A 13,148-nucleotide genomic window follows, 5' to 3' on the forward strand; every position below is an offset into this window, starting at 1 on the left:
CCCACCAAAGCAAGCGTAAAAAGCCATCGGCCTTGCTGCCGGCGGCATTGCGCAGTAATGACGGGCTAGTGCATGGCCCGGGAACAGTAATCTGGTGTCGGGGTCGTGTGCTTGCAACCAGCAATGAGGTGGTCATGTCAGCCCGCATTTTCAGCCCAGCCAAAACCGCGATGCAGTCCGGCAAGGCCAAGACCGGCTATTGGGTGCTGGAATTCGATCCGGAGCAGCGCAAGAAGATCGATCCGCTGATGGGCTACACCACGTCCGGCGACATGCGAAGCCAGATCAGGCTGACCTTCGACACAAGAGAAGAGGCGGTCGCCTATGCCGAGAAGGAAGGGCTGGCGTTCCGCGTCGAGGAGCCGAAGGAAATCAAACGCCGCCAGATTTCCTATGCGGAGAATTTCCGCTATGACCGCAGGACGCCCTGGACGCATTGATCCCATACCGGCCCTGTCGGAACAATCCGCCGGTCATGCGGCCGGCCAGCGGTCCCGTAGCTCAGCTGGATAGAGCACCGGCCTTCTAAGCCGATGGTCACAGGTTCGAATCCTGTCGGGATCGCCAACAAATTCAAGGGGTTAGCCGGACGCGGCTGGCCCTTTTTTCATTCCAGGGTCGCTAGGCCCACCAAACGGACGGCGACGTGCGGATGTTGCGCTTCACCCACGGCAGTTCGTCCTTTGAATCGCGCGGATCGCGTCGGCGAGGCGCACAAAGGTGAGACGGGGATAGCTACTAAAAGGGACCTATTGACGCCGTAAGGGATAATTAGTAGGAAAGGGTTACTTAGAAGGGATGTTCAAATGGCTACGATGAATCTTATGAGAATCCGCACTCTTAGAGACTTGCTCGTCAACACCAGTGACGAGAACCTCGTCCGCATCGACGACGGCACTCTCGTTATCCATGACGAAAACCTCAAGCATCTCGGCACGATCGACTTCGCGACGGAGCGCTACACGCTCGCGGACGGAAAGATGTCGTTCTTCGTGCCGCCTGCGGGCGCTCGCAAGAGTGGTGAGTATGAAGTCACCGTCTACGGCGAAACGCTCACCGGCTATTCACTGAAGTCGGTCCTGGGGGACGCGCTCCGTGCGCTGGAAAAGAAGAAGCCGGGATCGCTGGAGAAGCTGTCGAAGGTGGGCACGGCTCGAAAACATATCGTGGCTCGTAAACCCGAAGGGCTCTTCGCCTCAGACACACTCCCGAAAAAGTTCGCGGAACCGCTTATCGACGGGTGGTTCTATGGGACGAATAACTCAGCTCAGGAAGTGAACTCGTGGCTCGCGCGCGCTGCGAAGGCGGCGGGTGCCGAATTCGGCAAGGACATCACGACAAGCTTTTGATCGACCGGACTCAGTGAAAGCCCTGACGGTAGCACGTTCTGAGGGAGGCCGGGAGGCGAGTCTCGGATGGCGCGACGAGGTGGTATAGCGGCGAGGTAGCTCTTCATAAGTGGAGAAATTAGCTACCTGCTGTCATACACGTTGTGCGTGCAACAATAAAAAAGTTGGCGGAGTAACTAACGAAAGCATTTGGCTTTCACCAAGAATGCGTGTATCGCCAATTTGTCCAAATGGCCAACGCCAAAAGGACGGCCCCGACGTGTCCGTCAAAGGCCATCATCCTCAAAGGGAGAAGGTCCAACTTCTCCGTACCTTCCGCACCGCGCGGGCAGACCCGACACTGATAGTTGTCGGGGAAGTGCGAGGTCCGCTATGGACCCGATATAAGTCTCCGGACTTCCCGGTTGCATGAGGTCTTGCACACCTGATGCCTCCGGCAGCACCCGAGGGGTGTACTCGAAGCGAGAGCGTCGTTGGGAAACCAGCGGCGCTTTCGTGTTTGTGCATTACGCACACTGCCTAGGTTTGTCAACGTTAGCGTTGCTAATTGCCGTAGGTTCGGGGTTTTGTCATTTCAGTGTCAAAGGCCAATTAGTCAATCAAATGTCGGTACACGCGTTGAAGCGGGTTGCAGCACTTAGCGCGTGTTCGGTGCATTGGTGGATCATTGCGGACAACGCAGTGTTCGCTCGTTAGCGGGGTTAGTACCGTTGACTAGTGTTCCGTTCGTACGCGTCGTAGTGGCCTGTTTAATCGAGTCGAAATTGGTGCGCAGTGTTTTGTCGTATTCGCCGTTCAGTTGTTGCGGGTAATGCCCTTCTCTCCTTAGCGCTTGTCGTCGAATGACAGGGGCATGTCATTATGAACCGTAACACGGTTTGCGGGGCGCCACAGGGTGAGTATCAACAAAAGGATGCTGCCTATGACCTCCTCCAATTCGCCTACGCAATGCTCGCCATCTCGTAAATCGTCGAGTAGTCGAGTTTCATTGCTCGCGCCTCCTGGGGATGGAGGTGGCATATGAACGGATGATCGACGCCCTGGCCGAAAGGAAGAGCGTCGAGGAGTTTTTGGCAATCGTCTGATTTTCGTTGATAGGCTGCTTCGTTCTAGGACTCCTCTGTCAACTCAGGAGTATATTCCTCGGCTCGCGAATGATTCGCGTTAGGAGAAAATGATGTCGGAGAAGAAGGTCACGATTGTTACCCATCGACCTGGCCAGTCCCTTGAAGACAAGGGTTTGAGCAGCGCAAATCTGCAAACTGCATTGCAGCAGAAGCCCACCACCACCGCCCAAGGCGGAAACGACAAAAAGAAATAGCTCATGCCGTCTTGGTGGACTGAGGTAGTCCCTACAGCCGCCTTGCTTATTTCGGCAGGCGCATTGGTGTTCAATGCGCTCAATGTCCGGTCCTCCGCAAAGTCGAAAGACCTGGAATGGCTATTCCGTTATCTCGCGGACATGCGCGCCATGGAAGCGAAGCTGCTTGTCGGAGGTTCGGAAGGCGAGCGGCAAAGCGCCTTCGTCGAATTCGCGAACTATCTGGAAGTCTGTTGTTACGCCCATAATGAGAGGCTGTTTCCGAAGCTCACCAAGGTGATGGTGACGGACAACTTGGTGAACTCGATCGCGATCATTGAGAATTCCACTTATGCAGCGTCGTTCGACCGGTTGCTCACGTCGACCCAGACGTTTGATAGCTTGGCTACTTTTCGAAGAAAACATCACGCGCCAATTCAGCGGCTCAGCTCCCGATCGCGAGCTCTGAAGACTAAAAAAATTCCCGTCCCGTAGCCTGCGCGCAGACTTCTCACCTATGATGAAACCTGGTCGTACTGGCGCGGTTGCGGAGGGGCAGGGCGCAAGGGCGGCGCCTTGGGGCATAACGGCGACTGCGCGAGGTAGCCTGCCCGGTTCTGCGATGATCCGGCGAACCTTTACTGCCGGCGATTTTGCCGCGGGTTTCCTTGTTGATCGAGCGGTGAGCGCCCTTTCGCTTTGCCGGCGCGCCGCTAAGCTGGGCCGGAGCGTCTCGCAGCCGCGGCTGCGGGGGGCCTGAACAGGATTTCCGACACATGACAGCGATGGGCGCGGCGGCGATCCTGGTCCTGACCTATGCCGGCGTCGCCATCGGCAGGATACCCGGGCTGCGCCTCGACCGGGCAGGCATCGCGCTGCTCGGCGGTGCGGCGATGATCGCCATCGGCGCCCTCGATATGGAAGACGCCTACCGCGCCATCAGCTTCGACACCATCACGCTTCTGCTCGGCATGATGATCGTCGTGGCGCATCTGAAAGTGTCGGGCGCCTTTCGCGCGCTCGGCGGGTTCGCCATCGAGCATGCGCATGCGCCGTTCATGCTGCTGGTGATGGTGACGCTGTTGACCGGCGTCCTGTCGGCATTCCTGGTCAATGATGCCATCTGCCTGGTCATGGCGCCGATCGTCGTCCATGTCACCCGCGTCATCAACCGCAACCCGGTTCCCTACCTGATCGCCACCGCCACGGCCTCGAATTGCGGCAGCGTCGCGACCATCACCGGCAATCCGCAGAACATGGTCATCGGCGCCCTGTCGGGGATTTCCTATCCGGCCTTCTCGGCGGCGCTTGCGCCGGTCGCGGCGTTCGGCCTCGTGGCCGTCATCGTCATCATCCGCATCGTCTACCGCGCCGAATTTTCGCGCAAGGCCGAGCTCAGCCCCGAAGTCTACCGAGGCCGCATGCTGCCGGGGCAGGTGCTGAAGGCGGTGGTCGTCTGTATCGGTTTGGCGGTCGCCTTCTTTGCCGGCGTTCCAGTCGCCAAGGCAGCGCTGATCGGCGGCGCGATTCTGTTGCTGACCCGCGCCATCAAGCCTGAGCGCATCTATCGCGAGATCGATGGGCCGCTGCTGTTCATGTTCGCTGGGCTTTTCATCGTCGTCGCCGGGGCGGAGAAGACGCTGCTTACGCCTGACATCGTCGCTTCGGCAAAGGACCTCGGGCTGAATGATGTCTGGCGGCTGTCCGGCTTCACCGCGGTGCTGTCCAACATGATGAGCAATGTCCCGGCCGTGCTGGCGCTGAAGCCGTTCGTGCCCGGACTGGAAGATCCCGAGCGGGCCTGGCTGGTCGTCGCCATGAGCTCGACGCTGGCCGGCAATTTCACGCTGCTCGGCTCGGTCGCCAATCTGATCGTTGCCGAGCACGCGCGGGTTTCCGGCAAACCGCTGGGCTTCATGGCCTTCTTCAAGGTCGGCCTGCCGTTGACGCTGGTCACGCTTCTTGTCGGGACGGCATGGCTGGCGTTTGGGTTCTAAGCGATCGATGCAGTGCAAAAAACCTTGACGCGCCCCAAAAAGGAGGCGCCGCGCTCTAACGCTCCGACGATCCGGCGCTCGCTGGCTTCGCGCCCGAAACATAGGCGTCGAGAAAGTCCTGTGAGGCGACATCGTCGGCAAGGCTCCTCAGCTTTTCGGCCGCGGCCGTCCCTAAAATCGCCTCGACGCGTTGGTTGGCCTCGACCCATACGACAAATGCCTGCTGGTATCGTGTTTTTCCGAGCGGCGTCAGCACGGCATGTTTGGTCCGGCGGTCGTGCACATCCTGGCGGACTTCGACCAGACCGTTGCGCACCAACGGCCGCAAGGCGTGCGTCAGCGCCGAAATCTGTATCGCCAGGCGGCCGGCGAGAACCTGCAGCGTCGGCCCGTCCTCGCCGTAAATGGCGCCGAGCCCGTCGATCTGGCCGAGCAGAAGGGTTTGCGTTGACGTCAACCCTGTTGGGACCAGCGCCTCGTCGTACAACTGGCCGAGCCGGCGTGCCGCACGGCGCAGCGACGAATTGGTGCAAACGAAATCTCGCGGCATGCCAGGCGCTTCCGCACCGAGCGCATCTCGATCTTCGAGCGACGCAAACGATTCGACCTTTTTCTCCATCTTCACAAAATAGTTGAGGGCTGAACCATTGCAAAGGGGCACAGCTTTGGTCGGTTGATTGAGCACTCAACTGTTGAGCGCTCAACTTTTAGGAGATAACTCGTGTCGAATTCCGCTTCCAAGCCGATCGCTGTCGTCACCGGCGCCTCCGCGGGCATAGGCGCCGTCTATGCCGACCGCCTCGCTGCCCGTGGCTATGATCTTGTGCTCGTGGCCCGTCGCGCCGAACGCCTGAAAACCCTCTCGGCGAAGCTGTTGCAAGCCCATGGCGCCAACGTCGAGGTGATCGGTGCCGACCTGACCAGAGAGGAGGGGCTGGCGCGCGTCGAGAAGGTGCTCGCCACGAACCCCGCGATCTCTCTGCTTGTGAACAATGCCGGCAACGGCACGCTCGGGTCGACCGTCAACACGTCCGACGAGAATGCCGCGTCGACGATCGCGCTCAACATCACGGCGCTGACACGCCTGACCCGCACGGTGCTGCCGGCATTCCTGTCGCGCAACGCCGGGGCGATTATCAATATTGCGTCGGTCATGGCGTTGCACTCGCTTCCGATCACCTCGCTCTACAGCGGCACCAAGGGCTATGTGGTGAACTTCAGCCGTGGCCTGCAGGAAGAGCTTGCCGGGACCGGTGTCAAGCTGCAGCTCGTTCTGCCGGCAGCGACCGCCACCGAATTCTACGAGTTTGCCGGCATGCCGCTTTCGGCGTTCGACCCGGCAATGGTGATGACTGCGGAAGACATGGTCGACGCCGCCCTGGCAGGGTTCGATCAAGGTGAAGCCATCACGCTGCCGTCGGTCCACGACCGCGCGCTTTGGGAAACCTACGACGCCGCCCGCGCCACTCTGTTCGCCGCGACGCAGACCGGCAAACCGGCGCCCCGCTACCAGGCGGCTTGACGCCGCCGGACCGCCCTGCTCGGGCAGGGCGGCCCCCGCCGCCGTGGCTAGGGCGAAGTCACCGTGAGATGGCCTTTCATGTTGGGATGGAAGCGGCAGAAATAATCGACCGATTCCGCCTTCTTCATCGTCAGGCTCGCCGCCTTCTTCGGCGGGATCATCACTTCCCAGCCGCCGTTGACGGTTGCCGTGTGGGCGAACACGTCCTTGTTCACCCACCTGATCGTGTCGCCGACCTTCGCCTCGATCTTTGCCGGCGAAAACACAAGCTTCTCGATCGTCACCTCGATGGTTTCGGCCTTGGCCGGCGCGGCACCCACTGCCAGTGCCAGCGCAATCCACAGATGCCGCCTCGACATCATCGGCGCAATCCTCACTTCAACATGCCGGCGACGTGTTCGGCGTGCTGTTCGTGGCCCTGGAATATTTTCAGGCCGGTTTCCAGCAGGCTCTTCAGCTCGGCATTGCTGGCGGATGGGATCAGCAGCGTTTCGAGCGCGCCATTGACCTGTTTGTGGTAGGCTACTTCGCTGGCGACATAGGCCTTGTCGAACGCCGCGCCCTTGAGCTTGGCAAGCTTGGCACGTTCCTCGGCCGCCGCCTTGGTCAGCGCTTTGCTGGTCGGATTGTCCTCAGGCGTGACCTTGAGCTTCTTGACCAGGTCGAGAGCCTGTTTGTTGACCGCCTCGTGATCTCGCACCATGTCCTTGGCGAAATCCACGACCTCTTTGTTCTTCGATTTCTTCAGCGCCTGCTTGGCGGCTTCGACGTCAAGCACGCCCGCCGTGTAGGCGATATGTGCGATCTGTGGATCGGTCGGCTTTTCGGCAGCTTGCGACAAGGGCGCTGCGCTAAGCAGGAAAACTGCGGCCAGTGCCGCGGTCGGTCGAATAAACATGATGCTCTCCTTCACCCCGATGCGGAACGGCATCGGGCTTCGTTTTCAGTGATGCTCATTGGATGCAGGTCGCCGCCAAACGTTCCCGCGAAAATCGGCACGGCCTATCCGGAAAGACCAAGCCGCTGCATCACGGCATTGGTCAGCCGTTCGCAGCGCCGGCCGGCGAACGGAAAGGCGTCGAGCAGCACCGGGCCGATCTGGTCGTCCAGCGCCTTGCGCACCAGCGCACGGGCGCGGTGCAGCCGGGTCTTGATGGTTTCTGGTCGCACGCCAAGCAGTTCGGCGGTCTCCTCGATGCTCAATCCCTCGATGACGCGCGCCACGAACACCATCCGGTAGACATCGGGGAGACTGTCGGTTGCCCGTTCGACAAGCTCAAGGATCTGCCGTTGCGCCATCGTACGCTCCGGATCGTCGCTCGGGTTGAGGGGAAACCGGATGATTTCGGCTTGCGGGTTTTCCGGCATTGCTACCATTCGCCGCCTTTTGCGCAAGCGGCCGAGCGCTTCGTTGATGACGATACGCGACAGCCATGTGGCGAGCGAGGCATCGCCGCGAAAGGACTCGAGATGGGCAAAGGCGCTGACATAGGTCTCCTGGACGATGTCCTCGGCCTCGCTGTCGTTACGCACGACCCCGCGGGCGAGGCGGTAGAGCCTTTGGTTGTGCGTCTTGATGATGGTACGGAATGCATCGCCATCACGTGCCAGCGCGCGGCCGACAAGCTGCATGTCGTCGGAAGCGGCGGGCGTTGCCGTCAACGCAGCAGGCATGGCCGATCTCCTGATAGGCTTCTCATCGCGACATTGGATGCATCGGCCGACAAAAGGTTCCCGACCGATCCCGCCGGCCAGCCTCAATCCGTGTCAAGGACTGGCAGAGGCTATTCTACCGCCTCACCGCACCGCCGCCTCTATTTTGTAGACACCGTTTTCATCGGCCGATCGGTCGCCATGACATCGCTCAGGATCGCAATTTTTTCCAGGCTGTTACGCCGATTTCCTGACTCAGCCTGGAAAGGTGCTGGCTCAGGCCTCTGCAGCCGCCGCCAGCCCGCGCGCCACGTCGGTCCTCAAATCCTCGACATCCTCGAGCCCGATCTGCAGGCGCACCAGCGGCCCGTCATACGGGCCTTTGGCGACGGTACGGTCGCCCAGGAACACCGGCACGGCAAGGCTCTCATAGCCGCCCCAGGAATAGCCGAGGCCGAAAAACCTCAACGCGTCGAGGAAGGCGTGCTGCTGCTTCTGTCCACCGCCTGCAAGAACGATAGAGAAGATGCCGCTCGATCCGCAAAAATCGCGCTTCCACAGGGCGTGGTCGGGATGACTGGGCAGCCCCGGATGCAGCACCTGCGCTACGCCCGGCTGACCCTCCAGCCAGCCGGCGAGGGCAAGCGCGCTCTTTTGATGGCGCTCCAGCCGCACACCCATCGTGCGCAGGCCACGCAGCACCTGGTAGACGTCGTCAGGCCCGGCGCAGCAGCCCATCGTGTTGAACGTCTCGCAAAGCTGATTCCAGCAGTCCGCATTGGCCGACACCGTGCCGAGCAGCACGTCGGAATGGCCGGCCGGGTATTTCGTCGCCGCGTGGATCGAGATGTCGACGCCATGGTCGAGGGGGCGAAAGTAGAGCGGCGTCGCCCAGGTATTGTCCATCATGACGATGGCGCCGGCGGCATGCGCCGCCTTGGTGATGGCCGGTATGTCCTGCACCTCGAAGGTGTTGGAGGCGGGCGATTCGGTGAACACCACCTTGGTGTTGGGTTTGATCAGCGCCGCGATGCCGGCGCCGATGCGCGGTTCGTAATACTCGACCTCGATGCCTAGCCGCTTCAGCATCGTGTCGGCGAGGTTACGGGTAGGATGATAGACGGAATCGACGATCAGCAGATGATCGCCGGCCGACAGGAAGGCGAGCAGGGGCAGCATCACCGCCGCCAGGCCGGACGGTACCGCGACCGTGCCTGCCGAACCTTCCAGCGCATTGATCGCGCTGTTCAGCGCATCGGTGGTCGGTGTGCCGCGCGTGCCGTAGGTGTACCTCTGGCTGCGTGAAGCCATCGCCGCCGCATTGGGATAGAGCACGGTCGAGGCATGCACCACCGGCGGATTGACGAAGCCGAAATAGTCATGCGGGTTGTTGCCGGAATGGGCGAGCCGCGTGTTGATGCCCATCTCGCTGCCGTCTTTTGCCATTGCTTTTCGTCCCATGGGTTGGTCGTTAGCCATAGTGCGGCGGCATTGGCCGCGCAACCGCAGCGCACTCGCCAGGCCAAGCTCTTGAATATGCCAATTCAGCAATGCGCCGTAGTTCTTCTGGACGGCTGCCAGCTGTGCTTGGCAAGTCACGGTCGGACTTTGCCGGCTTTATTGGCGCGCTGACCAATTTGCGGGCGCGTTTGTCTGCAATTTCAGGCATTTCAGACGGTTGGTTTTCAAAGTCTTTCGAATTCGGTCATTTCCCTTGACCTCACAGGAATAATCGCCTTCGATGTTGTTCGTGAATGGGAGGCAGCGCGTCGGTTACGATGCGGGATTCCGGTAATGGGCCGGGATACATAGCTGCGTTCACACGGGAAAAGTCAGGTTCGCCTGGAAAAAACAGAAAAGGGTCTGTGGGTCATGAAACACATTGCAATCGGCGTTTTGGGCGCCGCCGCGTTTGGATTCGCGGCTTCGGCGGCTTCGGCGGCCACGCTCGACGATGTCAAGGCGAAGGGCTTCATCCAATGCGGCGTCTCGACCGGTCTGGCCGGCTTCTCGGCGCCGGACGACAAGGGTGAGTGGCAAGGCCTCGACGCGGACTTCTGTCGCGCTGTGGCGGCCGCCGTGTTCGGCGATGGCACCAAGGTGAAGTTTACGCCGCTCAGCGCCAAGGAGCGGTTTACCGCTCTGCAGTCGGGCGAGATCGACATCCTGTCGCGCAACACCACCTGGACCATCAATCGCGACACCGCACTCGGCCTGAACTTCATCGGCACGACTTATTATGACGGCCAGGGCTTCATGATCAACGCCAAGAAGCTTCCGGGCGTGAATTCGGCGCTGCAGCTTTCAGGCGCGGCGGTCTGCGTGCAGAGCGGCACCACGACCGAGCTCAACCTTGCCGACTATTTCAAGTCGAACAAGATGGAGTACAACCCCGTCGTCTTCGAAAAGCTGGAAGAGGTCAACGCCGCCTATGACGCCGGCCGCTGCGACGTCTACACCACCGATCAGTCGGGCCTCTATGGCATCCGCCTGACGCTCGGTGCGCCGGCCGACCACGTCGTGCTGCCTGAGATCATCTCCAAGGAACCGCTTGGACCGGCCGTGCGCCAAGGCGACGACCAGTGGTACCACATCGTCAAGTGGACGTATTTCGCGTTGCTCGACGCCGAGGAACTCGGCATCACCAAGGCCAATGTCGACGAGATGAAGAACTCGGACAGTCCCGAGATCAAGCGCGTGCTCGGCCAGGAAGCCGACACCAAGATCGGCACCGATCTCGGCGTCTCTAACGACTGGGTTGTCAACATCGTCAAGGCCGTCGGCAATTACGGCGAGATGTTCGAGCGCAATGTCGGCTCGGGCAGCCCGCTGAAGATCGCCCGCGGCATCAACGCGCTGTGGACCAAGGGTGGCCTGCAATACGCTCCGCCGATCCGCTGATCGACAATGGATACGGAAGGCAGATCGTCTGCCTTCCGGTCTCTCTTTCCAGGGGACTGTCGAATGGCATCGCAGGAAGTTCTTCGCGAGGAGCCAAGCCGCGGTTCCCTCATCAATGATCCTCGCGTCCGCGGTATATTCTTTCAGGCACTGGTCCTCGTCCTGCTGGTAGGCGGGGTCTGGTGGGTTACCCACAACGTCATTGTCAATCTGACGCGGCTGCACATCGCTTCCGGCTTCGGCTTCCTCAAGGGCCGCGCCGGCTTCGACATCAGCGAAAGCGCGATCGCTTATTCGTCGGATTCGACCTATTTCCGTGCCATCCTGGTTGGCTTTATCAACACCGTGATCGTTGCTGTCGTCGGCATCGTCACCGCCACCATCATCGGTTTCATCGTCGGCATCGGCCGGCTGTCGCGCAACTGGCTGATCAGGAAGATCTGCACCGTTTATGTCGAGGTCTTCCGCAACATCCCGCCGCTGCTGGTCATCTTCTTCTGGTATTCCGGCGTGCTCGCCGTGCTGCCGCCGCCGCGCGAAAGCATCAATTTGCCGTTCGGCTCATTTCTCAACCAGCGCGGCTTCTATTTTCCGCGCGCTGTCTGGGGCGAGGGCTCCTGGCTGATCCTGGTCGCTCTGCTCCTCGGCATCGCCATGGCCTGGTTCGTCGCCCGCAAGGCGCGACAGCGGCAGATGGCGACAGGGCAGCCATTCCCGGTGTTCTGGACATCCATAGCGTTGATCGTCGGCCTGCCGTTGCTGGCCTACGCGCTGAGCGGCTTTCCGCTGAGCTTTGAATTTCCAAAGCAGTCGACCTTCAACCTGGTCGGCGGCTTTCAGGTCAGGCCGGAGTTCCTGTCGCTCTATCTGGCGCTGTCCTGCTATACCGCCGCCTTCATCGCCGAGATCGTGCGCGCCGGCATCAGGGGCGTCAGCGCAGGCCAGACCGAGGCGGCCGCGGCACTCGGGCTGCGCTCGGGATCGATCCTCAGGCTCGTCGTCGTGCCGCAGGCGATGCGCATCGTTATCCCGCCGCTGACCAGCCAGTATCTCAACCTGACCAAGAATTCCTCGCTCGCTATCGCCATCGGCTATCCGGACCTGACGGCGACGGCCGGCACGGTCTTGAACCAGACCGGGCAGGCAGTCGAAGGCGTGGTGATCATGATGGCGGTGTACCTGGCGCTCAGCCTGATCACGTCGGCGATCATGAACGTCGTCAATGCCAGGATGGCGCTGGTGGAGAGGTAGGGCCATGCAAGAGCACGACATGTCCTGGGTGCGGACGGAGATGGTGCTGGCGCAGCCGGCGCCATCGAGCGAGCGTGGCCTCACCGCCTGGATCAGCAAGAACCTGATTGCCACCACGGGCGACACCATCCTCACCATCGTCGGCATCGCGCTGGTCGCTATGATCCTGCCGCAAGTCATCAATTGGGCCTTCATCAACGCCCAGTGGACCGGACCGGACCGCTCGGTCTGCGCCACCGTGGCGCAAGGCGGCATCCAGCCGGATGGCTGGACCGGTGCTTGCTGGGCATTCGTCAACGCCAAGTTCGGCCAGTTCATGTTCGGCACCTATCCTATCGAGGAGCGTTGGCGGCCGATCGTGGTGGCCATCCTGTTCGTGGCACTGCTGGTGCCTTTGCTCATCCCGCGCGTACCGCGCAAAGGGCTGAACGCCATTCTTCTCTTCCTGGCGCTGCCGGTCGTCGCCTTCGTTCTGCTGGTCGGCGGCATGTTCGGCCTGCCGCATGTCGAGACGTCGCGTTGGGGTGGGCTGCTGGTGACGCTCAGCCTGTCCTTCGTCGGCATAGCGGTGTCGCTGCCGATCGGCATCGTGCTGGCGCTCGGCCGGCGCTCGAACATGCCGATCGTCAAGCTGCTGTGCGTGGTCTTCATCGAGACGGTACGCGGCATCCCGCTGATTACCGTGCTGTTCTTTGCCAGCGTGATGCTGCCGCTGTTCCTGCCGGCCGGCGTCAGCTTCGACAAGTTCCTGCGCGCGCTGATCGGCGTGTCGCTGTTTGCCGCCGCCTACATGGCCGAAGTGGTGCGCGGCGGCCTGCAGGCGATCCCCAAAGGCCAGTATGAGGGCGCCGATTCGCTCGGCCTCAGCTACTGGCAGAAGATGGGTCTGGTCGTCATGCCGCAGGCGCTGAAGCTGGTCATTCCCGGCATCGTCAACACCTTCATCGGCATGTTCAAGGACACCAGCCTGGTCATCGTCATCTCGATGTTCGACCTCCTCGGCATCGTCAAGCAGAACTTCTCCGACGCCAATTGGGCGACGCCGCAGACGGCCAGATCCGGCCTGGTGTTCGCGGCCTTCATCTTCTGGCTGTTCTGCTTCGGCATGTCGCGCTATTCAATGTACACGGAACGCCGTCTCGACACCGGCCACAAACGCTAAAAAGGGGACCTTG

General features: G+C 61.0%; 14 protein-coding genes and 1 tRNA gene. 10 read left to right on the forward strand and 5 right to left on the reverse strand.

The features are described from left to right. The first annotated feature begins 134 nt into the window (after positions 1 to 134). The 6 genes from NKI19_RS17840 to NKI19_RS17865 all read left to right on the forward strand — a co-directional run bounded on the left by NKI19_RS17840 (position 135) and on the right by NKI19_RS17865 (position 4,646). Complete coding sequence (locus NKI19_RS17840; protein WP_023677641.1) at positions 135 to 440, forward strand: ETC complex I subunit; 306 nt, start codon at positions 135 to 137, stop codon at positions 438 to 440. Positions 441 to 490: 50 nt separating this feature from the next. Further along, a tRNA-Arg gene (locus NKI19_RS17845) sits at positions 491 to 567 on the forward strand. A 239-nt stretch (positions 568 to 806) separates the two neighbouring features. Continuing rightward, positions 807 to 1,349 carry a hypothetical protein gene (locus NKI19_RS17850; RefSeq protein WP_352492620.1) on the forward strand — a complete coding sequence of 181 codons (543 nt, stop codon included), beginning with the start codon at positions 807 to 809 and terminating at the stop codon, positions 1,347 to 1,349. A gap of 1,177 nt (positions 1,350 to 2,526) precedes the next feature. Further along, positions 2,527 to 2,670: a hypothetical protein gene (locus NKI19_RS17855; RefSeq protein WP_352492619.1), complete on the forward strand. Its 144-nt coding sequence runs from the start codon at positions 2,527 to 2,529 to the stop codon at positions 2,668 to 2,670. Positions 2,671 to 2,736: 66 nt separating this feature from the next. Then, positions 2,737 to 3,144 carry a hypothetical protein gene (locus NKI19_RS17860; protein WP_352492618.1) on the forward strand — a complete coding sequence of 136 codons (408 nt, stop codon included), beginning with the start codon at positions 2,737 to 2,739 and terminating at the stop codon, positions 3,142 to 3,144. Positions 3,145 to 3,425: 281 nt separating this feature from the next. Beyond that, positions 3,426 to 4,646, forward strand: coding sequence for an anion transporter (locus NKI19_RS17865; protein WP_352492617.1), 1,221 nt, complete (start codon positions 3,426 to 3,428; stop codon positions 4,644 to 4,646). Positions 4,647 to 4,701: 55 nt separating this feature from the next. On the opposite strand, the gene NKI19_RS17870 is transcribed toward NKI19_RS17865, so the two are convergent. Continuing rightward, positions 4,702 to 5,196, reverse strand: a complete 495-nt coding sequence (locus NKI19_RS17870) for a MarR family winged helix-turn-helix transcriptional regulator (RefSeq protein WP_352492616.1) — start codon at positions 5,194 to 5,196, stop codon at positions 4,702 to 4,704. A 171-nt stretch (positions 5,197 to 5,367) separates the two neighbouring features. Here NKI19_RS17870 and NKI19_RS17875 point away from each other — a divergent pair, with 171 nt between their 5' ends. Next, positions 5,368 to 6,168: an SDR family NAD(P)-dependent oxidoreductase gene (locus tag NKI19_RS17875; RefSeq protein ID WP_352492615.1), complete on the forward strand. Its 801-nt coding sequence runs from the start codon at positions 5,368 to 5,370 to the stop codon at positions 6,166 to 6,168. Positions 6,169 to 6,215: 47 nt separating this feature from the next. Here the strand turns inward: NKI19_RS17875 and NKI19_RS17880 are convergent, their stop codons facing one another. The 4 genes from NKI19_RS17880 to NKI19_RS17895 all read right to left on the reverse strand — a co-directional run bounded on the left by NKI19_RS17880 (position 6,216) and on the right by NKI19_RS17895 (position 9,267). Further along, on the reverse strand, positions 6,216 to 6,527 hold the full coding sequence (locus NKI19_RS17880; protein ID WP_352492640.1) for a cupredoxin domain-containing protein: 312 nt from the start codon (positions 6,525 to 6,527) through the stop codon (positions 6,216 to 6,218). Between the two features lie 14 nt (positions 6,528 to 6,541). Next, positions 6,542 to 7,066 (reverse strand): DUF4142 domain-containing protein, encoded by a 525-nt coding sequence (locus tag NKI19_RS17885; RefSeq protein ID WP_352492614.1) that lies wholly within the window; start codon positions 7,064 to 7,066, stop codon positions 6,542 to 6,544. A 104-nt stretch (positions 7,067 to 7,170) separates the two neighbouring features. Further along, a complete protein-coding gene (locus NKI19_RS17890; RefSeq protein WP_352492613.1) occupies positions 7,171 to 7,842 on the reverse strand; it encodes an RNA polymerase sigma factor in 672 nt (223 codons plus the stop codon). Positions 7,843 to 8,097: 255 nt separating this feature from the next. Next, on the reverse strand, positions 8,098 to 9,267 hold the full coding sequence (locus tag NKI19_RS17895) for a cystathionine beta-lyase (RefSeq protein WP_352492612.1): 1,170 nt from the start codon (positions 9,265 to 9,267) through the stop codon (positions 8,098 to 8,100). 426 nt (positions 9,268 to 9,693) lie between these two features. On the opposite strand from NKI19_RS17895, the gene NKI19_RS17900 reads away from it, so the two are divergent. The 3 genes from NKI19_RS17900 to NKI19_RS17910 all read left to right on the forward strand — a co-directional run bounded on the left by NKI19_RS17900 (position 9,694) and on the right by NKI19_RS17910 (position 13,135). Then, the gene (locus NKI19_RS17900) at positions 9,694 to 10,722 is read left to right on the forward strand and encodes an amino acid ABC transporter substrate-binding protein (RefSeq protein WP_352492611.1); all 1,029 of its coding nucleotides are present in this window, start codon (positions 9,694 to 9,696) and stop codon (positions 10,720 to 10,722) included. Between the two features lie 63 nt (positions 10,723 to 10,785). After that, complete coding sequence (locus NKI19_RS17905) at positions 10,786 to 11,973, forward strand: amino acid ABC transporter permease (protein WP_352492610.1); 1,188 nt, start codon at positions 10,786 to 10,788, stop codon at positions 11,971 to 11,973. A 4-nt stretch (positions 11,974 to 11,977) separates the two neighbouring features. Further along, positions 11,978 to 13,135: an amino acid ABC transporter permease gene (locus NKI19_RS17910; RefSeq protein WP_352492609.1), complete on the forward strand. Its 1,158-nt coding sequence runs from the start codon at positions 11,978 to 11,980 to the stop codon at positions 13,133 to 13,135. Positions 13,136 to 13,148 lie beyond the last annotated feature (13 nt).

This window comes from Mesorhizobium sp. M0751 (assembly GCF_040320265.1).
Classification (GTDB): Bacteria; Pseudomonadota; Alphaproteobacteria; order Rhizobiales; family Rhizobiaceae; genus Mesorhizobium.

Coding starts and splice junctions, on each gene's coding strand:
- NKI19_RS17885 (WP_352492614.1), bottom strand. CDS start 7,066: ATGTTTATTCGACCGACCGCGGCACTGGCCGCAGTTTTCCTGCTTAGC.
- NKI19_RS17905 (WP_352492610.1), top strand. CDS start 10,786: ATGGCATCGCAGGAAGTTCTTCGCGAGGAGCCAAGCCGCGGTTCCCTC.
- NKI19_RS17865 (WP_352492617.1), top strand. CDS start 3,426: ATGACAGCGATGGGCGCGGCGGCGATCCTGGTCCTGACCTATGCCGGC.
- NKI19_RS17900 (WP_352492611.1), top strand. CDS start 9,694: ATGAAACACATTGCAATCGGCGTTTTGGGCGCCGCCGCGTTTGGATTC.
- NKI19_RS17840 (WP_023677641.1), top strand. CDS start 135: ATGTCAGCCCGCATTTTCAGCCCAGCCAAAACCGCGATGCAGTCCGGC.
- NKI19_RS17870 (WP_352492616.1), bottom strand. CDS start 5,196: ATGCCGCGAGATTTCGTTTGCACCAATTCGTCGCTGCGCCGTGCGGCA.
- NKI19_RS17890 (WP_352492613.1), bottom strand. CDS start 7,842: ATGCCTGCTGCGTTGACGGCAACGCCCGCCGCTTCCGACGACATGCAG.
- NKI19_RS17895 (WP_352492612.1), bottom strand. CDS start 9,267: ATGGCAAAAGACGGCAGCGAGATGGGCATCAACACGCGGCTCGCCCAT.
- NKI19_RS17880 (WP_352492640.1), bottom strand. CDS start 6,527: ATGTCGAGGCGGCATCTGTGGATTGCGCTGGCACTGGCAGTGGGTGCC.
- NKI19_RS17910 (WP_352492609.1), top strand. CDS start 11,978: ATGCAAGAGCACGACATGTCCTGGGTGCGGACGGAGATGGTGCTGGCG.
- NKI19_RS17850 (WP_352492620.1), top strand. CDS start 807: ATGGCTACGATGAATCTTATGAGAATCCGCACTCTTAGAGACTTGCTC.
- NKI19_RS17855 (WP_352492619.1), top strand. CDS start 2,527: ATGTCGGAGAAGAAGGTCACGATTGTTACCCATCGACCTGGCCAGTCC.